Source organism: Stenotrophomonas nematodicola, assembly GCF_009467805.1.
In the GTDB taxonomy this organism is placed as follows: domain Bacteria; phylum Pseudomonadota; class Gammaproteobacteria; order Xanthomonadales; family Xanthomonadaceae; genus Stenotrophomonas; species Stenotrophomonas nematodicola.
This window is the reverse complement of sequence record NZ_WIAY01000004.1, coordinates 224,994-247,502: the sequence shown is the minus strand read 5'-3', so window position 1 is coordinate 247,502 and position 22,509 is coordinate 224,994. Positions and strand designations below refer to the sequence as shown.

The following is a 22,509-nucleotide window of genomic DNA, read 5'->3' as shown; positions in this document are numbered from 1 at the left end:
TGCCGCAGCGCGATCAGGCATCGCTGCCGATATCGCTGTGCTCGTCGACCACGGTGTCGTTGCGGCGGTTGCGTGCGCTGATGCGCTGCGCCTGGCCGTCGACCACGCCGCCGTTGGCGAGCTTCTTCTTCTGCTGCTTGCGGTACAGCGCGTAGCCCAGCAGGCCGACACCGACGGCGGCGGCGGCGATGGTTACGGCCGGATTGCGGCGCACCACCTTCGCGGCCACCCTGCTACCGGTCTTGACCGCGCCCAGTGCGGCGCCGGTCTTGATCCAGTCGGTGGCCTGCGGACCGAAGTGGCGCAGGTTGGTACCGGCATGTTTGAGGCCGTCGCCGGCACTGCTTGCCAGGTCCAGGGCGCGCTCGAGGGCGCGGTCGGTAATCACGGTCAATCTGCTCATGGGGGGTCCTTTGCCTCGGTTCCTGTCCAGTGTCGCGCGTGGGCCGTGTAGGGCGTGTTATCCGCTCCGCACAACCGGATCACGACTGTAGCGGCTTGCGTGCGGCGATGTCGCCGCACCCGGAGCGCCGGTCAGCCGGCAGCCATGAATGCGCACGGCGCGTTACGCCCGGCGTCACGTGCCGCGCGGTTTGGCCCGATGCGTCGCGGTGGCCGTCCACGGGTCGTCCGGCCACGGATGCCTGGGGTAGCGCCCTTTCATCTCCTTCTTCACCTCTGCGTAGGTAGTGGCCCAGAAGTTGCGCAGGTCCTGGGTCACCTGCAGCGGCCGGCCACCGGGCGACAGCAGGTGCAGGGTCAGTGCGACGCGGTTGTCGGCAATCCGCGGCGTGTCGGCCAGGCCGAACAGCTCCTGCAGTTTCACCGCCAGCACCGGTGCCTGTGGGGTGCTGCCGTCGGCGTCGACGGCGTAGTGGATCGCGCGCTCCATGCCCGATGGCACGGACATGCGCACCGGCGCGTGGCGATCAACCAGCTGGCGCTGGGCCCACGGCAGTGCCGACTTCAGGGCTTCGCCGAGGGTGGCTTCGTCCAGCGCGTCCAGCCGGGTCCGGCCCGCGAAGGCGGGCGTCAGCCAGCGCGGCAACGTAGCCATCAGGGCGGCGTCGGACACGTCGGGCAGCTCCAGCGCCGGCATCCAGCTGCGCAGGCCCAGCACGCGTGCCTGCCACTGGCGCAGGCCGTCGGTCCACGGCAACGCCGCCAGGCCGAGTTCGGCCACCGCCTCGGTCAGGGCCTGCGCGGCCAGCGCCGGATCCACGCGGCCGGCTGAACGGCTGTCGAGCACGATGCGGTCGAAGCGGGTTTCGCGGCGGGCCACCAGTGCCCGCTTCTCGGCGTCCCAGCGCACCACGTCTTCCTGCCTGAACCGCTCGGGGAAGTCCCGGCGCAGGCGGTTCTCATCGACCGGCGCAGCACGCAGCAGCAGCGCGTCGCGCGCTTCGTAGCGCAGTTCCACCGCTACCAGCCACGGTTCGCCGCGCAGGTCGCTGGGATCGAACAGGCGGGCACTGCGGCCGTTGGCGAGCAGGTAGCGCAGCGGATCGGTCGGGTGACGCGCCGCGATGCGGTCGGGGAATGCATGCGCCAGCAGATCGCCGAGGCGGTGTGCCTCGACCGAGGTGGGGGGCGATGTGTCGCAGCGCAGCCGCCGCCGCCATTGCTTGCCGGCCGCGTCGATGGCGGCCAGCGCGCCGCGGTTGGCGTCGTGCGGTGCGCGCCCCTGGCGGAAGGCAGCCAGCGCACGCCAGCGTGCGGCCAGTGCATCGCCGCCCTGGCGCAGCGGGTCGCGCGCTTCCACCAGCGCGGCCAGGTCGCAGGCCAGTGCCTGCTCCTCGCCGTTGCCGGCGGCCAACAGCATGGCTGCCAGGCGCGGATGCGTGCCCAGCGCCAGCATGCGCCGGCCGGGCGCGGTGAGTGCGCCGCTGTCGCTGATCGCGCCCAGCCGCTGCAGCAGCTCGCGCGCGGCGGCCAGCGCGCCGACCGGTGGTGTATCGACGAAGCGAAGGTCGTCGCTGCCCCAGGCCGCCAGCTCCAGCGCCAGTGAAGCCAGCTCGACCTGGGCGATCTCCGGTCGCCGCTGCGCGTCCAATCGCTGTGACTGCGGCCACAGCCGCCAGGCCCATCCCTCCGCCACACGTCCGGCGCGGCCGGCGCGCTGATCGGCCGAAGCCTGCGCGATGCTGACCACGTCCAGCCGCGCGAAGCCGCTGTTGGGGTCGTAGCGCGGTTCGCGCGCCAGACCGGCGTCGATCACCACGCGCACGCCGGGGAGGGTCACCGACGATTCGGCCACATTGGTCGCCAGCACCACGCGGCGTTGACCGTGCGGATCGGGCTGCAGCACGCGGCTCTGCTGTTCCACCGGCAGCTCGCCGTGCAAGGGCAGCACCTGGATATCGGCGGGCAGCACCTGTTCGAGCGCGGCCTGGGTGCGTGTGATTTCGCGTTGGCCGGGCAGGAACACCAGCACGTCGCCCGGGTGGGTGGCCAGCGCCTGTTCCACCGCGCGCCGGGCCTGCGCCTCCAGGGCCTCGTCGCGGCGGGCGGGGAAATGGCTGATCGCCACCGGGTAGCTGCGTCCCTCGCTGCTCAGGCGCGGCGCGTCGAGGAACTGTGCCAGCCGCTCGCCATCCAGCGTGGCCGACATCACGACGATGCGCAGGTCCTCACGCAGCTGCGCCTGCACATCCAGCGCCAGGGCCAGACCGAGGTCGGCGGCGAGGTGGCGCTCATGAAACTCGTCGAACAGCACCGCGCCGACCCCCTCCAGCATCGGATCGTCCTGCAGCATGCGGGTCAGGATGCCTTCGGTGACCACCTCCACCCGGGTGCGTGCGGACACCTTGTTCTCGAACCGGATGCGGTAGCCCACCGTTCCACCGACCTCTTCGCCGCGCTGGCGCGCCATGAACTGCGCGGCACTGCGCGCGGCCACCCGGCGCGGCTCGAGCATGATGATCTTCCGGCCCTGCAGCCACGGCGCGTCCAGCAGCGCCAGCGGCACCTGGGTGGTCTTGCCCGCGCCGGGCGGCGCTTCCAGCACCAGGCGCGTGCGCGCCTCCAGTTCGTTCAGGACCTGCGGCAGCAGTGCGGTAATCGGGAAAATCGGGGTGCTCATCGGCGTAGGATACGGCGTCCGCAACGCTGCGCATTGCCAGCGCGCGGCCGGCGTGGTTCCCTGTGCCGCCCTGGAACCACGGTAGATCTGGATGTCTGGTGCTGCGCGCGTGCTGTGGGTGCTGGTCTGGTGTGCAGCCGCATCGTTCACGACGATGGCCTCGGAACCGGTGGATGCCGGCGCTCCGCTGGACGCGCCGTATGATGGCAATCACTGGGCCATGCTGGTGCGTGCCCAGATCCAGGCGCGCTATTTGCCGGCGGGGTTGAGCGATGACGCCGCGATCCGGCGCGCGGTGGCCGACGGCACGCTGCGCGAGGCGGTGTATCCCAGCGTGCAGCTGGGCGACGACGTCGCCTACATCATGACCAACGCGCTGACAGGCAGCACCCTGGACCGCCGCAGGAATCTCCTGGACTTGTGCCGGCAGGCCGATGGATTCCAGTTGCTGCTCGATGACGCCGACCGCTGCGGAAACGACAGCGCTCGCCACCTGCGTTTCGTGCAGGACGCAACTGGTGGGATGGTGTGCATGGCCTGCGCCTCGCTTGGCCTGCCAACGCACTGGGAGCGCCATGACCGGCCCGCGCGCTGTCCGCTGCCGGAATGGGACCGGACCGCCGCGCAGCGCCAGTTCGACGTCTGGCAGCAGCGCTTCGCGCAGGACATGCAGCCCTACCTGAGCGCAGCCAGTGACGCCCTCTGGCAGGCGCAGGTGGATGCGGGCCGGTCCGTGGACGCCACGGTAGTGCCGGCATCGCGCGCCAGTGCCGCGCTGATGGCGATGAGCACCGCGCCCGAGGCATTTGCCGACGCCCTGGACGTGCCCGGTGAGCGGCGCCGCGATCTTCTGGCCCATCTGCTGACCCTGCTGCGCACGGCGAAGGTCAGCGGGCGCGGTGGCCTCTATCCCGAACCGGAGCCCGTGCTGGAAGCCATCTGCGCGCAGGTGTGGTATCTGCAGCTGCCGGGTACGGCTGGCCCGACGTCGACGCCTGGCAACGACCGCTTCGTTCGCGGTGCCGCGCCCTTCATCACGGTGCAGCCGCATGGCGGCCAGGTGCGGCTGGCGGGGCTGTCGCGCGAATTGGCGGAGATTCTGCTGGCACCCGCGCCGGCCGACTGAGCGCGCACCGCCGAGCCACTCTGTGCCGCCATGCGCTGCTGTGCCTGCCGTGCCTATCGTCTAGCCTTCCCGCCCACGGGGAGCGCCACGACCTGGTGCAGACGTGAGCGCGCCGGGCAAGCCGCTACAATGACGGGGTTTCCCGTCCCGCAGCAGCCCCATGCACCTGATCGATATCGGCGCCAACCTCACCCACGACTCCTTCGACCGCGACCGCGACGCCGTGCTGGCGCGCGCCCGCGAGGCCGGGGTGGTGCAGATGGTGATCACCGGTGCCAGCCGCGAGCACTCGCCGATGGCGCTGGAACTGGCACGTCAGCATCCCGGCGTCCTGTATGCCACCGCGGGCGTACACCCGCACCACGCGGTGGAGTACACCGACGAATGCGATGCGGAGATGCGCGCGCTGCATGCGCATGCCGAGGTGGTGGCGGTGGGCGAGTGCGGCCTGGATTACTTCCGTGACTTCGCCCCGCGCCCGGCCCAGCACCGTGCCTTCGAGCGCCAGTTGCAGTTGGCTGCCGACGTGGTCGCTGCCGATGGGGCGCGCAAGCCGCTGTTTCTGCACCAGCGCGATGCGCACACCGATTTCATGGCGCAGATGAAGAACTTCGACGGCCGACTGGGCGCGGCGGTGGTGCACTGCTTCACCGGCGAGCGCCAGGAACTGTTCGACTACCTGGACCAGGACTGGTACATCGGCATCACCGGCTGGTTGTGCGATGAACGTCGTGGCGGCCACCTGCGCGAGCTGGTGAAGCACATCCCGGCCAACCGCCTGATGATCGAAACCGACGCGCCGTACCTGCTGCCGCGCTCGCTCAAGCCGATGCCCAAGGACCGCCGCAACGAGCCGATGTTCCTGTCGCACATTGTCGAAGAGCTGGCGCGTGATCGGGGCGAAGCGGCGGAGACCACGGCCGCCCATGCGACGGCGGCCACGCGCGCGTTCTTCCGGTTGCCTGACGTGGCCTGAGGCGCAATGGCCGTGAGCTACCGGTGGCCGTCGCCGTTTGCCCAGGCGTCGGCCAGACCCTCGCGGTAGGTCGCGAAGCGGGGGCGCCACTGAAGGGCCGCGCGTGTGCCGCGGCTGTCGATGCGTTTATTGCTGGCATAGAAGCGTCGCAGCGAGGCGGGGATGGCCGGGTCATCCCAGGCCTGCGCGGCGGGCAGCGCCAGGCCACTCAGCAGCGCGGCATGCGCGAGCACGTCCTGCGGCGGGGCCGGTGCATCGTCGGCGGGCAGATACAGCGCGTGGCCATGCGGCCGCTGCATCGCCGCCAGCACCGCACCGGCCAGATCCTCCACATGCAGCCGGTTGAATACCAGCCCGGGCCGTACCACGTGCCGCGCCTTGCCCTGTGCCAGCTGCACCAGTGCGTTGCGCCCACGGCCGTACAGGGCGGGCAGGCGGAACACCGCCGAGGTGATGCCGCGTGCCTGTGCGAACGCGCGCCACTGCTGCTCGGCGCGCAATCGCCGGACGGCGGTGTCGTTGTCCGCATCGGCACAGGTGTGTTCGTCAACCCAGTCCCCGTCGCGGTCGGCGTAGACCGCCGTCGAGGACAGGTAGCCCACCCAGCGCAGCGCGGGACTGTCGTGCAGTGCATCGGCGAGCACGCGCAGCGCCGGGTCGCCCGCATCCGCCGGCGGCACACTGCATACGATCGCGTCCGCGCGCCGGATTGCCGCGTGCAGCGCCTCATCGACCGGGACACCGTCGGCCAGCCGATACCGCGTCAGCCCGTCATCGGGGGCCGTGCCGGGGTCGCGCACGGTGCCGCTGCAGGCGATGCCCTTGGACTGCAGCAGGGCGGCCAGGTGCCGCCCGCTGTAGCCCATGCCCAGCACCAGCACGCGCGCCGGCCCGGCGGTGTACATGCTCAGGCGTCGCGCAGGCGCTGGTAGGCCTGCAGGTGCGCGTACGCCACCGCCAGCAGCGGTGCCGACTGCCCGGCGGCGCGCGCGCGGGCGAGCATGTCGCCCACGATCTGCCCGGCCTCCACCTGCTGGCCGGCCTCCAGATCACGCAGCATCGAGGCCTTCAGCGTCGACCCGGCCTGGGTGATGGCCCCCAGCGCTGCGTCGCGGGCCTTGTCCGGGATCGGCTCTCCGGCCGCGTCGGCCACGGCCAGGCACTCGTCGTACATGCCGCGCACGATCGCGGCGCCATCATCGGTGGCTACGATCGTGCCGACATCGGCGCGCATCAGGCAGGTGGACGCCGCCAACGTGGTCAGGAACGTGTACTTGATCCACTGCTCCTGACCGATGGCATCACTGGCCACGTGATCCACGTTGGCCTGCACGCAGGCGGCCGCGAGGGCGAGCACGCGCGCGCTGCTGCCGGTGCCGTCGCGCTCGCCGAACGTGAGCTTGGCCGGGGGTGCCAGGTGCAGGACCGCCCCATCGGCGGCCTTGGTCGCGCTGATGAAGCACAGCCCGCCCAGCACCGCATCGCGCCCGAAGCGGGCATCCAGCGCGGCGTAGTGGCGCAGTCCGTTGAGGATCGGCAGCACCGTGGTACGCGAGGACATCGCCGGTGCAATCGCCTCGATCGAACTGTCCAGGTCGTAGGCCTTGCAGCTGAGCAGCACCAGATCGAACGGCTGCGCCGCAGCCAGCGCGGGCAGCGCCTCGGCAGTGACGTGCCGCACCGGGAACGCCGCATCGCCGAGCGGGCTGCGGATCACCAGGCCGTCGCGGTCCAACTGCGCCGCGCGCGCCGGGCGCACCAGGAAGGTCACGTCCACCCCGGCCTGGGCCAGCCGGCCCCCGAAGTAACCGCCGGTACCACCGGCGCCCAACACCAGAATGCGCATCGTCACTGTTCCTTGTTCTTTTGGGGAGCCGGCCAGCGGCCGGCGCTACTCAACTGCGCATGCCGACGCCACGACGCAGCAGCCACAGCGCCAGGGCGGTCAGGACCACCACGAAGCCGATCATCAGCGCGTAGGCCACCCACAGCGGTACGTCGCTGGTGCCCAGCAGGCCATAGCGGAAGGCGTTGACCATGTAGAAGATCGGGTTGGCATGGGTGGCCGCCTCGGCCCACGTCGGCAGCAGCTTCACCGAGTAGAACACGCCGCCCAGGTAGGTCAGCGGGGTCAGGATGAAGGTCGGCACGATCGCCACGTCGTCGAACTTCTTGGCGTACACGGCATTGATGAAGCCGGCCAGCGAGAAGATCGTCGCACCCAGCAGCACGGTGGTCAGCGTCACCAGCGGATGCGGGATGCGCACCGGGGTGAAGAACATGGCGATGATCAGCACGATGATGCCGACCATCAGGCCGCGCAGGACCGCACCGGACACGTAGCCCCACAGGATCACCCAGTTCGGCATCGGGCTGACCAGCAGTTCTTCCACGTGGCGGCCGAACTTGGCACCGAAGAATGAGGAGCTGATGTTGCCGTAGCTGTTCTGGATCACGCTCATCATCACCAGGCCCGGCACGATGAACTGCATGTAGCTGTAGCCGCCCATCTCGCCCACGCGCGAGCCGATCAGGCCGCCGAAGATCAGGAAGTACAGGGTCATGGTGATCGCCGGCGGCACCAGGGTCTGGCCCCAGATGCGCAGGATGCGCGCCACTTCGCGGCGCACGATGGTCATCAGCGCGATGCGGTTGCGCTGGCCGTCGGTCAGGACGGGCGTGGGGGTGCTGCTCATGCTGCGTTCTCCTGGTTGCCGGTGAGGCGCACGAACAGCTCCTCCAGGCGGTTGCTCTTGGTCCGCATCGAGCGCACCCGGATACCGGCGGCGTTCAACGCTTCAAACACCCGGTTCAGGTCCATCGCGCGCGGCATGTCCACGTCCAGCGTGTGGCCGTCGGTGGCGATCAGGGTGGCGCCCTCGATCACCGGAAGCTGCGCGGGCAGCGTGCCGTCGATATCGAACAGGAAGCCCTCCACGTCCAGCTTGGCGAGCAGCTCGCGCATCGGGCCCTGGGTGACGATCCGGCCGTGGTTGATGATGGCCAGGTTGCGGCACAGGTGCTCGGCTTCTTCCAGGTAGTGCGTGGTGAGGATGATGGTGGTGCCGGCGGCATTGATCTCCTTGAGCACACGCCACATGTCGCGGCGGATCTCGATGTCCACGCCGGCGGTCGGCTCATCCAGGATCAGCAGGCGCGGGCGCGTCATCATCGCGCGGGCGATCATCAGCCGGCGCTTCATGCCGCCGGACAGCGTACGGCTCATTACCTGCGCCTTCTCCCACAGGTGGGCACGCTTGAGCTCTTCCTCGGCCATCTTCTCGGCCTCGGCACGGGCCACGCCGTAGAAACCGGCGTAGTTCACCAGGATGTCGAAGGGCTTCTCGAACAGGTTGAAGTTGATCTCCTGGGGAACCAGGCCGATCAGCCGCATGGTGGCGCTGCGCGCGCGCACCAGATCGCTGCCGAACACCTCGACCTGGCCTTCGCTGAGGTTCACCAGCGAGCTGATGATGCCGATCAGGGTCGATTTGCCGGCGCCGTTGGGGCCCAGCAGCGCGAAGAAGTCGCCCGGGGCGACGTCCAGCGAAACGCCTTTCAGCGCCTGGGTGCCGTTGTCGTACGTTTTGCGGAGGTCGCGCACCCGCAGGGCGGGGGCGGTCGGGGACGCGGGAGTGTTCTGGGAAGCCAAGCTCTTGCCTTCGCGCCCAGGGGCGGCGCTGGATAGGGGCGGGGAGCGGCTATTATAGAAGGCCCCGAGGGCTTGCCCCGGCTACACACTGTCCCGAACACGTGCCTGTTCAATTTCCTCTCAAATTGGTCGACCGGCGGATGCTGGCGCCCACCGTCGGCCACTACCAGTTCCTGCGTGATGACGGCCAGCCGCTGGATTTCCAGCCCGGCCAGTTCATCCAGGTCCACTTCGAGTACGCCGATGGCACCGCCACCAAGCGCAGCTATTCGCTGGCGACCATCCACGACCATGCCCTGGGCGCCGGCGATGCGGTCGACATCGCCGTCAGTTTCGTCCCCGGCGGGGCCGCCACGGCCCTCTTCGAGGGCCTGGACATCGGCGGCCATGTCACCGCCAGCGGTCCGTTCGGGCGGTTCTGCCTGATGCCGGGTGACCACAACGCCCGCTACCTGCTGATCGCCACCGGCACCGGGGTCACCCCGTACCGCTCGATGCTGCCCCTGCTGGCCACCGCCATGCGCGAGCGCAGCGTGGAGGTGGTGCTGCTGCAGGGCGCGCGGACCCCGACCGAGCTGCTCTACAGCGACGACTTCTACGCGTTTGCCGCCGCGCACCCCGGCTTCCGCTACGTGCCGTGCCTGTCGCGCGAGCTGCCGGAGCATCCGCACCCGGACGTCCGCCACGGCTATGTCCAGCAGCACCTGGCCGAGTTCGCGCCCAACCCGGCCACCGACATCGCCTACCTGTGCGGCAACCCGGACATGGTTGATGCCACTTTCGAGGCATTGAAGGAAGCCGGCCTGCCGACCCCGCAGGTACGCCGCGAGAAGTACGTCAGCAGCAAGTAACACCGGGTCCGAGCGGGTTCACGCTAAGATGCGCGCGCCGCTCTGGCGCGCGAGGCTGCATGTCCCTGGATTTCCCTACCGTCGCCATCATCGGGTACCTGCTGTGCGTGGGCATCGCGATCGGGTTTTCGCTGATGCTGGTGGTGCTGCGCGGCCAGCCGGTGCTGCGTCTGTGGACGCTGAGCCTGTGGCTGCTGGCCGTGAGCGTTACCTTGTTGGGGCTGCGCGCCCAACTGCCACAGGTGCCGGCGATCCTGCTCGGCAACGCGACCATCGCCGCTTCCGGCGTGCTGATGCTGTGCGGCGTGGCCCGCCATCTCGACTACCGGTTGCCGCTCTGGCAGCCGCTGGCCCTGGCCGCCCTGTTCATGGCCGGCATCGCCGTTTTCCTCATCCCGTTCCCCAGCCTGGCCATCCGGCTGGACGTGTTCAGCCTGTTCGCCGTGCTCCTCAACGGCTGGATGGCCTGGCTGCTGCTGCGCCGCGCGCCCGACGCCCAGCGCACCAGTTGCCGCCTGGCTGCGGCCGTGTTCGCCACCGAAGGAGCGGTGTATCTGGTCCGGCTGTTCCTGCCGGTGGCGCCCGACGCGGGCGAGGACATCCTGCGCACCGGCTCGCCGATGTTCCTGACCTACATCGCGGGCGTGATGCTGGAGTTGGCCCGCTGTTTCGCGCTGGTCCTGCTGCTGGTCGAGCGGATGCTGGTCGATCTGCGCCGGCTGGCGCGCACCGACGGGCTGACCGGTCTGCTCAACCGCAGCGCGGTGCTGGCCGATGGCAGCGCGCTGCAGGCGGCATGCCGGCAGCAGCAGCGGCCGCTGGCGTTGCTGCTGCTGGATGTGGACCACTTCAAACAGGTCAATGACCGCTGGGGCCATCTGGCCGGCGACCGGGTCCTGCGCAACGTCGCCGGTGTGCTGGCCACCGCCGTGGCAGACCGACCGCATCTGCTGGGACGTTACGGCGGCGAGGAGTTCGTGCTGCTGCTGCCCGATGCCACCCCCCAGCAGGCGCTGGCGTGGGCCAATCGCCTGCGCGACCGGCTGCAGGCGGCGCCCGCCTCGGTGGGCAGCACGGCAGTGCCGGTCACCGCCAGCATCGGGGTGGCGGCCGACCCCGGCCAGGGCGATCTGGCCGGGCTGCTGGCTGCCGCCGACGCCGCGCTCTACCAGGCCAAGGCCGAGGGCCGCGACCGGGCCGTTGGCGCCCGGGCCGACGGGGAGGCATGCCCTGTGGCCGTCGCCGCCGGCGCGGCGTCCGTGTAAGTTGGGTCACATCCGCCGCGCGGGTTCGTCGTGGTGGCATGACTTTCAACAAGGGGAAGCAAGGAAGATGTCCAGGAAACAGTTGAGGCTGGCCGGGGCGCTGGCCGTGGCCTTGTGCGCCGGCTGCAATGCGCCCGCACCGGAAAGCGCGTCGGGCGGCACCGGCGCCAGCCGTACTTACGGCACGCTGGCGTTCAAGCCCTGCACGCTGACCAGCGCGCAGGCCAGTGCCAATGTCGAAGCCCAGTGCGCGACGTTGCAGGTGCCGGAGAATCCGGCGGCACCGGACGGCCGCAGGATCGGCGTGCACATCGCCTGGCTGGAAGTGGCCAACCAGGGCGCCGGCAAGACCGATCCGGTGTTCTTCCTCGCCGGTGGCCCCGGCCAGGCCGCCACCGAAGTGGCCGCACCGATCAACCAGGCCCTGCGCGAGGTACGCAAGCAGCGTGACATCTTCCTGATCGACCAGCGCGGCACGGGCAAGTCCAACCCGCTGACGTGCCTGGGCGCGGACGGCAAGGAGCTGCCGCTGGACGAAACGGCAGCGCCCACGCCGGCCCTGATCGCCGACTACGCGCAGCGCTGTGCCGCATCACTGAAGGACCGTGCCGACACGCGCTTCTACACCACCACCGAGGCCATCGGCGATCTCGACGCCGTGCGCGCCGCGCTGGGCGTGGACAAGGTCAACCTGGTCGGTGGTTCCTACGGCACCCGCGTCGCGCAGCATTACGCCGCGCGCTACCCGCAGCACACCCGCACCGTGGTGATCGACGGCGTGGCGCCCAACGACCTGGTGGTCGGCGGGGACTTCGCCAATACCTTCGAAGATGCCATCGCGCTGCAGTCGGCCCAGTGCCGCAAGGACGCTGCCTGCGCCAGGCGTTTCCCGGTGGATACCCGGACCCAGCTGCGCAACGTGATGACCACCCTCGCCAAGGCGCCGGTCGAGGTGGAGTACCGCGATCCGGGCACTGCCGAGGTCAAGACCGACGTGCTGACCGCCGACACCGTCACCGGCCTGGCTTTCGCCTTCTCGTACATGCCCGAGCTGTCATCGCTGCTGCCGGTGGTGCTGGACGAGGCGGGGCATGGCCGCTACGCGCCGCTGATGTCGCTCAGCCGGCTGGCCGGGCGCAGCCTCGGCGTGCAGATGAACCGCGGCATGCAGTGGTCGGTGATCTGTGCCGAAGACGCCGACCGCTACCAGGAACCGGCGGCTGCCGATCGCCTGCTGGGCCCGGAGGTGTCGCGGATGTTCTTCGCGGCCTGCCCGGTGTGGAACGTGGGCACCCGCCCGAAGGACTTCACAGCGCCGTTCGCCTCGTCGCTGCCGGTGCTGCTGCTGTCGGGCCAGTTCGATCCGGTCACGCCGCCGCGCTACGCCGAGCAGGTGCTCAAGCAACTGCCCAACGGCCGTCACCTGCTCGCCAAGGGCCAGGGCCACGGCACCATCAACGCCGGCTGCATGCCACGCCTGCTCGGCCAGTTCGTGGACAGCGCTGATGCCAAGGCACTCGACGCCAGCTGCCTGGACACCCTGAGCCCGGTGCCGGCCTTCACCTCGTTCAACGGATGGGAACCATGATCGTCGCCGACAACCTGCACAAAGCCTTCAAGACCAAGACCGGGCTGATCAAGGCCGTCGAGAACGTCGGTTTCCACGCCGCGGATGGCCGCATTACCGGCCTGCTCGGCCCCAACGGCGCCGGCAAGACCACCACCATGCGCATGCTGTACACGCTGATGACGCCGGACCAGGGCCGGGTGATGGTCGATGGCATCGATGCGGCCAAGGACCCGGTGGCCGTGCGCCGCCAGCTGGGCGTGCTGCCCGATGCGCGCGGTGTCTACAAGCGTCTGACCGCCCGCGAGAACATCGCCTACTTCGGCCAGCTGCACGGCATGAGTGCCGCGCAGATCCGCGACCGCACCAGGGTGCTGTCGCAGGCGCTGGACATGGAAGACATTCTGGACCGTCAGACCGACGGTTTCTCGCAGGGCCAGCGCACCAAGACCGCCATCGCACGCGCGCTGGTACACGACCCCCGCAACGTCATCCTCGACGAACCCACCAACGGGCTGGATGTGATGACCACCCGGGCACTGCGCGGATTCCTGCGCGGCCTGCGCGAAGAGGGCCGCTGCGTGATCTTCTCCAGCCACATCATGCAGGAGGTGGCCGCGCTCTGCGATCACATTGTGATCATCGCCAAGGGGACGGTCATGGCGGCCGGCAGCGCCGATGAGCTGCGCGCACAGACCGGGGAAACCAACCTGGAAGATGCCTTCGTCAAGGCGATCGGTTCGGAAGAGGGGTTGCACGCATGAGTTCGTTTGCTACGTTGTGGATCGTGATGCGCAAGGAACTGCGCGACCTCTCGCGCGACCGTCGCACGCTTGCGCTGACCCTGCTGCTGGGACCGCTGCTGTACCCGCTGCTGTTCCTGGGCATGGGCAAACTGGCCGAAAGCCGGGTCAAATCGCAGATCGACAAACCGCTGGAGATCGCCACGATCGGTGCCGAACATGCCCCGAATCTGGTGCGATTCCTGGCGTCCCAGGGACTCAACACGGTGGCCGCACCGGACGACCTCACCACCGCCATCCGCGACCAGAAGATCGACGTCGCCCTGCGCATCTCGCCCGGATTCGCCAAGGACTGGCAGGAAGGCCGCCCGGCGCTGGTGGAGATCGTCAAGGACAGCACGCGTCGCAGTGCCGACATTCCCAGCTCGCGGCTGGAAGCCGCATTGGGCGGGTACAGCCAGCAGGTGGGCGCGTTGCGTCTGCTTGCCCGTGGTATCGATGCCCAAGTCGCACGACCGCTGGACATCGCCACCCAGGACATGGCTACAGCCGAAGCCAAGCGTGGTCTCCTGCTGTCGGTGCTGCTGCCGCTGCTGCTGATCATCACGTCATTCCTGGGCGGTGCCTACCTGGTGATGGACACCACCGCTGGTGAGCGCGAGCGGCAGTCGCTGGAGCCGTTGCTGGCCACGCCGGCATCGCGCAGCGCCATCGTCAGCGGCAAGATCACCGCCGCCTGCGCGGTGGGCATGGCCTCGCTGCTGCTCACGCTGCTCGCGTTCAAGCTCAGCGCGCAACTGTCCACCACCGGGCCCGGGCGCCAGCTCAACATGGGCTTTCTGCCGATGGTGCAGATGCTGCTGATCATGACGCCGATGCTGTTCATCGGCACCTCGCTGCTGACCTTCCTCTCGGCAGCGGCCAAGAGCATGAAGGAAGCGCAGAGCCACATGACCTGGCTGATGCTGCTGCCGATGCTGCCCAGCTATGCGTTGATGGTGTACCCGCTGAAGAGCGAGCTGTGGCAGTTCGCCGTGCCGTTCCTGGCGCAGAACCAGATGCTGCTCAAGATCATCCGCCAGGAAAGCATCAGTGCGCAGATGTGGGGCGTGTACCTGGCGGCCGGATTTGGCCTGGCGGCTGTGCTCTGGTTTGCGGCCGTGCGCCGCTACCACCAGGAGCGGTTGGCGATTTCGGGCTGACCGTGAAGGGCGCGGTGCGATGGCGGCAACGCCATCGCACCGCCCGCAATCATGTTCTGTACGTGCCGGTCGGCCCACAGCGGTGGTCCGGTTACGCTTGCAATAGGCGGCGTCGATCTGAGTCGCGCACTTGTCTCAATATCGCAATGATTGAAGTGTGACGTCCTCGAGCGGATGTCGGTTCTGGCTCTATTCTCCCGGACGTGCCGTTCCTAGCCTTGGAGGACGCCATCGACATCGCTCTTTCATGGACCTGGATTCTCCCGCCGCAGCTCCCATCGCGCTGTGGCACCGCGTGTTCCTCGCGCAGACCCACGCGCTGATCGATCCACGCCACGTCGCACCGTCCGAGTTCGCCGACCTTCCCACCCACGTACTTCAGCCGGAACGGCTGGCAGGTCGTGTGCGCCATCCGCCGCTGCTGGTCACGCTGGAGGCGCTCGCGCGGGACCGTCGGCTGCAACTGCTCGATCAGGCTGACGCGCATCTGCGCGAGTACGGCCGCCCGCTGTTCTGCGCGCTGCTGACCTGCGACGACGCTCCCGCCGTGCGTAGTCACCTGCAGCGCGTGATGCGGCTCGTGCAACCCGGCGTCGGGCCGGGATGGCTGCGCCTGCACGATCCCGGCGTGTTCCGCCACCTGCGCTGGTTGCTGACGCCGGCACAGATGGCCTGCGTCATGGGGCCGGTGGCAACGTGGCTCTGGCACGAGCCGGTGAGCGTCACTTGGCGCGCACATGCGCGACCGGCGGTGCCGCCCACGCCACGCGTGCTGCTGCAACCGGGCCAGTGGCAGGATCTGGCCGAGGTGGGCGTGCTCAACCGCTGCCTGCGTGATCTGGCCGACGCTGGCGAAGGCGCGGGGGAGGGCGCGCTGCGTGCGCTCCTGGATGGCATCCAGGAGGCGCGCGCGGCGGGCCTGGGCGACCCGGCCGACCTGCGGCGGTATGCCTGCCAGCGTCTGCGCCACGGCAGCGGCTTCCAGCAGCGTCCGGAGGTGAGCAGGCGTCTGGCCCACGTCCGGGGGCGGGGCATGTCCTATGTCATGGCGTGCCAGTACGAACGTCGCGCCACCCTCGGGACGGCCGCATGACAGACCCGGTGAACGACCCCGCCTACTGCCCGAACTGCATCACTTTCGGCTTTCCCATCCTGCTGGCGCGCTACGCGGTGGCACGCGCCGATCAGGAGGTCCGCCGGCCCGCACCAGCCCTGGTGGCGCCGTTCGGGGCCGGTGTGCAGGAGATCGCGTTGCCGGCCGGTGACGCGCACTACACGCTGCGTCTGCTGCGCAGCGGCTACGTCTATGCCTACAACGAAGCACGCGACGAATGGCTGGCGTGGCAGGTCAACGAGCACGGTGACCTGTCCGCGTTCGACATCCGCGACGCTCACCCGCCGCCGCAGAGCGATGACGCCCCGGCGCGCTGCTCGCGGCATGGCAGCACGTTGTTCGCCAAGTGCATCGTTGTCCCGGATGCCGCCTTCGGCGCCGCGCTGTGGCTGGCGTTCAGCACCGCACCGTGGACGCCACGGGTGTGGCGGCGGCACCGGGATGCGACCTATCGGGCCCGCACCATGCGACGTATCGATGTCGGCCAGTGGGCGGCGTCGACCGCGGCCCAGCCGCACGTGGCTGCCCTGTACCAGACACTGGACCAGGTGGCCGAGTTCCACGCCGCGGTGGCCGACCGGCCGGTCCCGCACACGCCGGACCTGACCAACCTGCCGACCGTCACCGTGCTGCCCGGCGTCCAGGCATTTGAGCACAGCCTGTGCGAGCCCATTCACTACGGGCGCGCGCAGATCGATCTGCTGAGCGCGCAGGCTCGTCTGGCGGCGCGCCAGGTGACCCCCGGGCATCCGCTGGCCGTGGCCCCCGCGCTGGTGGCGCTGGACGACCCGGTCGGCATCATCGCCGACCTCAATCAGCTCGCCATCGCCCGGATACTGGAATGGGAGAACGAGCCCGAGCGGCAGGAAAAGCGCCAGTCGGCCGCCGCGATCTCCGCGCTGCAGGCGGCGATCCGCCAGGGCGCGCTCGAAGATGAAGCGCACCGGCGCGGTCGCAACGCGCGGCTGGGCAGGGGCGTGGTAACCGTACTGGGCGGCAGCACCGCGTCGGATCAGCTGGCCCGACCCCTGCCTGCCTGGACCGACGACGTGTTCGCGGTCCAGGACGAGGCGGAGGTTGTCGCGCTTGGCCAGGCATCGTGGAAGAAGTACGGCAGGCACCTTCGCGACGACGACGGACACGCGCGGTGGCTCACGCAGACCTACGCCGTGGAGCAGCAGAGGTTCTACGAACAGAACATCGCGGCACTCGATGACGCCTACATCGCCTGGCTGTCCGCCACGCCCTTCAGACTCCATATGACGGGCCATTTCGACAGCGCCAACACCACCAGTGGCGTCCTCTACCAGGAAGTGGTGACCACGCTGCTGCGGGATGCGACTGCGCGCGGCAAGGTCTTCCGGTACGTGCTGGACTGCCTCACCCACGGCGATCCGCTCGACCCCGACGCGATCGTGCTGCGCGCCCAGATGTGGAATCAGGACACCTTGATCGCGGTGTGGAAGGACACCTTGGCCAGTACCTCCACCGCACCGGGCGCGCGCGACTGGCTGGTGGCCGCCAATGGAGTGTCCAACGCCCTCAAGAGCCTGCTGGACGCCGAAACGGCCGCCAAGCTCGGCGGCATGTTCCAAGGCATGGCCCGGCTGGTGGAGCAGATCTCCGGCCCGATATCGCGCATCATCGGCAACGAGATCGGCAGCATGATCGCCCATGATGTCGGCAAGCTACCCGCCCGCTGGCAGGTGGGGCTGCTCACGGCGCTGGCACAGGCGGCTTCGCCCGGGACCGAGCTGGTCGATCTGGTCGGGCACACCACGCCCAAACGGGCCCGCAAGGCGCTGGCGATGCAACTGGCGGCGCGCGCCGGTCTGAACAGTGCGCAGCAGGCCGCGGCGGCAGCGGCCGAAGTGATTGAGACCACCGACGTCGATATCCGCGATGGCAGGTTCCGGTTTGGCATGGTCGCGCTGGTGGACGCCGATCAGCTGACGCTGTTCAAGGCGCTCAACGCCAAGGCCGTCATCACCGGCCCGGGGCGCCAAGCCGAGCTGATGCGCACCCTGACCGTGCTGGACCTGCACGACGCGATGCGCGCCAGCCTGTCCAACCTGGGCAGCACCTCGCTCGGTTACGGCATGGCCGGCCTGGTGCTGGCGTCGGCCAGCCTGGGGCAGCTCCACAAACAGTTGGCCACCGCCTCGGCCGGCACGCGCGGGCTGCTCGCGGCCAACTTCAGCGCGGGTGTGGCGGCGCTGCTGGGTGATGCAGCGATGGTCATGGGCGAGGTCGGCACCAAGCTGCCGTGGTTCTCGCAGAAGCTGGCCGAGCCAATGGGCCGGTGGATGTTCAGGGCCGACACGAAGGCGGCAGTGGTGAAGGCCAGCGGGCGTTGGTTGAGTGGGGTGGCGGGTGTGGTGTTGGGTGCACTCACGTTCGCAGATGGCTACAGGGACGCGGAACTCAATAGGGCGTATGGAATCAGCATGATGGGGTTAGGATTCTTGGGCGCGTTGACTTCTGCACTGATGATGTCCGGTTATGGAGTACCGGTCGCAATCATTCTGCTGATTGTGGTTGCCATCACCACCGTGGTGGTTGCGTGGTTCAAACCTGACGGAGTACAGCGCTGGTTGGATAAGACCATGCATTTCGGAGGTAACGAGTCAGGGCGATTTGCTGATCTGGAATCGCAGAATGCCGCGCTTGGAGCATTGAGGGGAGATCAAGGTGCTTAGTGGATGGCAGCCTCCGTTCAAATGCGGTCGGAGCATCTCCAACGATGAAGCTCTGGCGGAGCTCAATCCTTCAGGAATGGAGCGAGCCACACCTGACGATGCTTTCGGCTTGGTCAAATTCAACTCCGTATTCATCGAATTTGTTGATCGCACGTTCAAAATAAAAGGAATGGCCCCGACGCTTATTCAGCTGGTCGTGTCGCTGGGTATTTTCGTGGGTTTGGTGGCCGTTGCCGACCTTGTGGTCACCATGCATGAAGAGATGACGGAGAGCCTTCTCTCGTTGCTGTTCCCTTTCGCTGCTGGCATGGGTGGGTGGTGGCTGTTCTGGACATTGCACCTGAGAAAGGACCTCTTCCAGTACACCCACTACCCGGTCCGCTTCAACCGCATCACCCGCAAGATCTATTTCTTCTGCCACAACGGTCCCGGTGGCGTGGTCGTCGTACCCTGGGGCTCGCCGTATGCGTTCTTCCACATCGGTCGTGGCGGCCAGGACCCCAGCCTGCGGGATCTGCGCTGCCATCTGCTCGACCGTCACCGCCAGGTGCAGCAGACCTTCACCATTGGCCACTTCTGGAACCATGACGACGATATCCGCGAGCAGTGGGCGCTGATCTGCCGCTACATGAAGGACGGCCCGGAACACTGTTTCGACGACCCACTGGACCGCGTGATCACCCTCTCGCCAAAGGGCACGCTGCGCAACTGCTGGATGCTGGTGTGCCTGATGATGGGCACCACGCTGTTTCCGCTGCGCTATACGCTGATGTTTCCCATCTACGGCGCGTTGACGCTCAGCCGCTGGCTCACCTTCAAGACCTGCCGTGCGCCGGTGTTTCCGCCTGAGCTGGAGGCCGAGTGCGCCATTGCACCGGGTGATCCCTATGCATTGCCGGAACCGCGCTTCATGGCCGAGTTTGCCAGCGATCCGGCCATCTACGCACGGGCGCTGCAGCGGCATCGGGAGCGCATGTTGTGGCGTTGAATGTGTTCAGTTCCCTCACGCCAGACGATGGTCCATTGACGTGTTGACTGGCTGGAATCCCACTTTCAAGTATCACCGCGCATTGAGTCCGGATGAACTGGCACGGGAGCTACCCCAGAACGATACGCGCAATCTTTCACCGGACGACGCCTTGGGCCTGGTTCGATTCAACTCAACGTTCATGGAGTTTGTCGACAGGACGTTCAAATCCAAGGGGATGGTGGCTACTCTGTCAGCGATAGTCATCTCGTCGTTGCTACTCTTCGGGTTGTCGGCTCTTCTAGTCAAGGCCCACAAGATGCCGGGTGGATTGATTGCAGAAGCTATCCCCGTAGCCATCGTTGCAGCGGTTGTGCTCGGTGCTATGGCCATCTTCTGGACACTGCACTTGAAGAGGGATCTCTTCCAGTACACCCACTACCCGGTTCGCTTCAACCGCGTCACCCGCAAGGTCTACTTCTTCCGCCACAACGGTCCCGGTGGCGTGGTCGTCATGCCTTGGGGATCGCCGCATGCGTTCTTCCACATCGGCCGAGGCAGACAGGACCCCAATCTGCGCGATCTCCGCTGCCATCTGCTCGACCGCCACCGCCAGGTGCAGCAGACCTTCACGGTCGGCCACTTCTGGAACCACGACGACGACATCCGCGAGCAGTGGGCGCTGATCTGCCGCTACATGCAGGATGGGCCAGAGCATTGCTTCGACGATCCACTGGACCGCGTGATCACCCTCTCGCCAAAGGGCACGCTGCGCAACTGCTGGATGCTGGTGTGCCTGATGATGGGCACCACGCTGTTTCCGCTGCGCTATACGCTGATGTTTCCCATCTACGGCGCGTTGACGCTCAGCCGCTGGATCACCTTCAAGACCTGCCGTCCGCCGGTGTTTCCGCCCGAGCTGGAGGCCGAGTGCGCCTTTGCAGAGGATGATCCGCACGCCTTGCCGGAACCACGCTTCATGGCAGAGTTCGCCAGCGATCCGGCCATCTACGCACGAGCGCTGCAGCGGCATCGGGAGCGCATGTTGTGGCGGTGAATGTGTTCAGTTCCCTCACGCCAGACGATGGTGCATTGACGTGCTGACGGGCTGGTATCCCGTCTTCAGCTACGCCAGGACACTTGAGCAGATCGAGTTGGCGTTTGAACTTCATCAATTCGATCATGGCGAATTCTGTCCTGACGACGCGGTTGGAATGACGAGGCTGAACTCAACGTACCTTGAGTTTGTCGATCGAACTTTCAAGATCAAGGGGATGGCAGCCACGGCTATGTCTGCTGCCGGATCCATCTTCATGATTGCTGTGCTGGTGCAGGTCGCCATCACATCATTGGGTATGGAAGATGACGTCATCAGTTCTCTGATTGGAATCGCTGTGTTATCCGTGCCGGCGCTTGGCTTTCCGTTCTACTTCTGGCATGTCCACCTCCGAAAAGACCTCTTTCAGTACACTCACTACCCGGTTCGCTTTAACCGCGTCACCCGCAAGGTCTACTTCTTCCGCCACAACGGTCCAGGTGGCGTGGTCGTCATGCCTTGGGGATCGCCGCATGCGTTCTTCCACATCGGCCGAGGCGGACAGGACCCCAATCTGCGCGACCTGCGCTGCCATCTGCTCGACCGCCACCGCCAGGTGCAGCAGACCTTCACCATTGGTCACTTCTGGAACCATGACGACGACATCCGCGAGCAATGGGCGCTGATCTGCCGCTACATGAAGGACGGACCGGAACACTGTTTCGACGATCCGCTGGACCGGGTGATCACCTTGTCGCCGAGGGGCACGCTGCGTAACTGCTGGATGCTGGTGTGCCTGATGATGGGCACCACGCTGTTTCCGCTGCGCTATACGCTGGTGTTTCCCATCTACGGCGCGTTGACGCTCAGCCGTTGGCTCACCTTCAAGACCTGCCGTGCGCCGGTGTTTCCGCCCGAGCTGGAGGCCGAGTGCGCCATTGCACCGGATGATCCCTATGCACTGCCGGAACCACGCTTCATGGCAGAGTTCGCCAGCGATCCGGCCATCTACGCACGGGCGCTGCAGCGGCATCGGGAGCGGATGCTGTGGCGGTGAATGTGCACGCTTCCTTCATGCCGGACGTATGGCTGGCCAAGCGCCGGGCTCAGCCTGACTGCAGATGCTCCTGCGGTAGCACACTTGAGTGCCGGCCAAGATTGAGGGACGAGCGCCATTGCGCAGAAGGGAATAAATGCAGACCGTATGAGAAGGATAGCGGTGCACTGGCATGATGACCGGGTGGTATCCAGCATTCACGATGGAGCGTTCGCTGCTCCCTAGCGAAGAAGAATCTCTGCTTCTGAAAGACTCGCCAGGATCGCATGTTCCGGACGATGCGTTTGGAATGATCTCCTTCAATTCGACCTATCTTGAGTTCGTTGATCGTTCCTTCAAAGTAAAGGGCATGGCGTCAACGCTTTTGTTAATGGCGGGAGAGGTATTCCTGGCGTGTGTCTACATCTACTTCATTGCGCATATGGATGGGCGAGTGAGTGACTATGGTGACTGGGCAGCACTGGCTATGTTCACGCTGGGGCTCGCGACGTGCGTCGCCCTCCTATGGAATCTTCACCTTCGCAAAGACCTCTTCCAGTACACCCACTACCCGGTCCGCTTCAACCGCATCACCCGCAAGATCTACTTCTTCCGCCACAACAGACCGGGTGGCGTGGTCGTCGTTCCTTGGGGCTCGCCGTATGCGTTTTTCCACATCGGCCGAGGCGGGCAGGACCCCAATCTGCGTGATCTCCGTTGCCATCTGCTCGACCGCCACCGCCAGGTGCAGCAGACCTTCACCATTGGCCACTTCTGGAACCATGACGACGATATCCGCGAGCAATGGGCGTTGATCTGCCGCTACATGAAGGACGGCCCGGAACACTGTTTCGACGATCCACTGGACCGCGTGATCACCCTCTCGCCAAAGGGCACGCTGCGCAACTGCTGGATGCTGGTGTGTCTGATGATGGGCACCACGCTGTTTCCGCTGCGCTATACGCTGATGTTTCCCATCTACGGCGCATTGACGCTCAGCCGCTGGCTCACCTTCAAGACCTGCCGCGCACCGGTGTTTCCGCCGGAGCTGGAGGCCGAATGCGCCGCTGCCCCGGATGATCCACATGCATTGCCGGAACCACGCTTCATGGCCGAGTTCGCCAGCGATCCGACCATCTACGCACGAGCGCTGCAGCGGCATCGGGAGCGCATGTTGTGGCGGTGAATGTGTT

19 protein-coding genes are annotated in these 22,509 nt (G+C 67.2%); 13 read left to right on the top strand and 6 right to left on the bottom strand.

The window, feature by feature from the left end:
- Positions 1 to 13: 13 nt before the first annotated feature.
- Complete coding sequence (locus tag GDJ08_RS13990; protein ID WP_017354753.1) at positions 14 to 403, bottom strand: hypothetical protein; 390 nt, start codon at positions 401 to 403, stop codon at positions 14 to 16.
- Positions 404 to 577: 174 nt separating this feature from the next.
- Complete coding sequence (hrpB, locus tag GDJ08_RS13985) at positions 578 to 3,082, bottom strand: ATP-dependent helicase HrpB (protein ID WP_153165097.1); 2,505 nt, start codon at positions 3,080 to 3,082, stop codon at positions 578 to 580.
- Between the two features lie 91 nt (positions 3,083 to 3,173).
- Here hrpB and GDJ08_RS13980 point away from each other — a divergent pair, with 91 nt between their 5' ends.
- Both GDJ08_RS13980 and GDJ08_RS13975 read left to right on the top strand, forming a co-directional pair.
- Positions 3,174 to 4,208, top strand: coding sequence for a hypothetical protein (locus GDJ08_RS13980; protein ID WP_153165096.1), 1,035 nt, complete (start codon positions 3,174 to 3,176; stop codon positions 4,206 to 4,208).
- A gap of 160 nt (positions 4,209 to 4,368) precedes the next feature.
- A complete protein-coding gene (locus tag GDJ08_RS13975) occupies positions 4,369 to 5,184 on the top strand; it encodes a TatD family hydrolase (protein ID WP_153165095.1) in 816 nt (271 codons plus the stop codon).
- A 17-nt stretch (positions 5,185 to 5,201) separates the two neighbouring features.
- Here the strand turns inward: GDJ08_RS13975 and GDJ08_RS13970 are convergent, their stop codons facing one another.
- The 4 genes from GDJ08_RS13970 to GDJ08_RS13955 are packed head-to-tail and all read right to left on the bottom strand — an operon-like array spanning position 5,202 to position 8,836.
- Complete coding sequence (locus GDJ08_RS13970; RefSeq protein WP_153165094.1) at positions 5,202 to 6,089, bottom strand: NAD-dependent epimerase/dehydratase family protein; 888 nt, start codon at positions 6,087 to 6,089, stop codon at positions 5,202 to 5,204.
- 2 nt (positions 6,090 to 6,091) lie between these two features.
- Positions 6,092 to 7,030 (bottom strand): 2-dehydropantoate 2-reductase, encoded by a 939-nt coding sequence (gene panE, locus GDJ08_RS13965; protein ID WP_153165093.1) that lies wholly within the window; start codon positions 7,028 to 7,030, stop codon positions 6,092 to 6,094.
- A gap of 49 nt (positions 7,031 to 7,079) precedes the next feature.
- Entirely contained in the window at positions 7,080 to 7,880 is an 801-nt protein-coding gene (locus GDJ08_RS13960) for an ABC transporter permease (protein ID WP_017355682.1), read from the bottom strand.
- On the bottom strand, positions 7,877 to 8,836 hold the full coding sequence (locus GDJ08_RS13955) for an ABC transporter ATP-binding protein (RefSeq protein WP_017355683.1): 960 nt from the start codon (positions 8,834 to 8,836) through the stop codon (positions 7,877 to 7,879). Before GDJ08_RS13955 ends, GDJ08_RS13960 begins: the two co-directional genes overlap by 4 nt.
- 101 nt (positions 8,837 to 8,937) lie before the next feature.
- On the opposite strand from GDJ08_RS13955, the gene GDJ08_RS13950 reads away from it, so the two are divergent.
- From GDJ08_RS13950 to GDJ08_RS13900, 11 genes are all read left to right on the top strand, one after another.
- Complete coding sequence (locus tag GDJ08_RS13950; protein ID WP_153165092.1) at positions 8,938 to 9,687, top strand: ferredoxin--NADP reductase; 750 nt, start codon at positions 8,938 to 8,940, stop codon at positions 9,685 to 9,687.
- 59 nt (positions 9,688 to 9,746) lie between these two features.
- Entirely contained in the window at positions 9,747 to 10,952 is a 1,206-nt protein-coding gene (locus GDJ08_RS13945) for a GGDEF domain-containing protein (protein WP_136006046.1), read from the top strand.
- 67 nt (positions 10,953 to 11,019) lie between these two features.
- On the top strand, positions 11,020 to 12,540 hold the full coding sequence (locus GDJ08_RS13940; protein WP_136006044.1) for an alpha/beta hydrolase: 1,521 nt from the start codon (positions 11,020 to 11,022) through the stop codon (positions 12,538 to 12,540).
- On the top strand, positions 12,537 to 13,283 hold the full coding sequence (locus tag GDJ08_RS13935; protein ID WP_136006043.1) for an ABC transporter ATP-binding protein: 747 nt from the start codon (positions 12,537 to 12,539) through the stop codon (positions 13,281 to 13,283). Before GDJ08_RS13940 ends, GDJ08_RS13935 begins: the two co-directional genes overlap by 4 nt.
- Complete coding sequence (locus GDJ08_RS13930) at positions 13,280 to 14,464, top strand: ABC transporter permease (RefSeq protein ID WP_017357116.1); 1,185 nt, start codon at positions 13,280 to 13,282, stop codon at positions 14,462 to 14,464. The genes GDJ08_RS13935 and GDJ08_RS13930 overlap by 4 nt, the downstream gene beginning before the upstream one ends.
- A 247-nt stretch (positions 14,465 to 14,711) precedes the next feature.
- Entirely contained in the window at positions 14,712 to 15,557 is an 846-nt protein-coding gene (locus GDJ08_RS13925) for a DUF4123 domain-containing protein (RefSeq protein WP_153165091.1), read from the top strand.
- The gene (locus tag GDJ08_RS13920) at positions 15,554 to 18,277 is read left to right on the top strand and encodes a T6SS effector BTH_I2691 family protein (RefSeq protein WP_153165090.1); all 2,724 of its coding nucleotides are present in this window, start codon (positions 15,554 to 15,556) and stop codon (positions 18,275 to 18,277) included. The genes GDJ08_RS13925 and GDJ08_RS13920 overlap by 4 nt, the downstream gene beginning before the upstream one ends.
- 76 nt (positions 18,278 to 18,353) lie before the next feature.
- Positions 18,354 to 19,265: a DUF6708 domain-containing protein gene (locus tag GDJ08_RS13915; protein WP_153165089.1), complete on the top strand. Its 912-nt coding sequence runs from the start codon at positions 18,354 to 18,356 to the stop codon at positions 19,263 to 19,265.
- A 40-nt stretch (positions 19,266 to 19,305) separates the two neighbouring features.
- A complete protein-coding gene (locus GDJ08_RS13910) occupies positions 19,306 to 20,301 on the top strand; it encodes a DUF6708 domain-containing protein (protein ID WP_153165088.1) in 996 nt (331 codons plus the stop codon).
- A 40-nt stretch (positions 20,302 to 20,341) separates the two neighbouring features.
- Entirely contained in the window at positions 20,342 to 21,337 is a 996-nt protein-coding gene (locus GDJ08_RS13905) for a DUF6708 domain-containing protein (RefSeq protein ID WP_153165087.1), read from the top strand.
- Between the two features lie 202 nt (positions 21,338 to 21,539).
- On the top strand, positions 21,540 to 22,502 hold the full coding sequence (locus tag GDJ08_RS13900; protein ID WP_153165086.1) for a DUF6708 domain-containing protein: 963 nt from the start codon (positions 21,540 to 21,542) through the stop codon (positions 22,500 to 22,502).
- Positions 22,503 to 22,509: the final 7 nt, after the last annotated feature.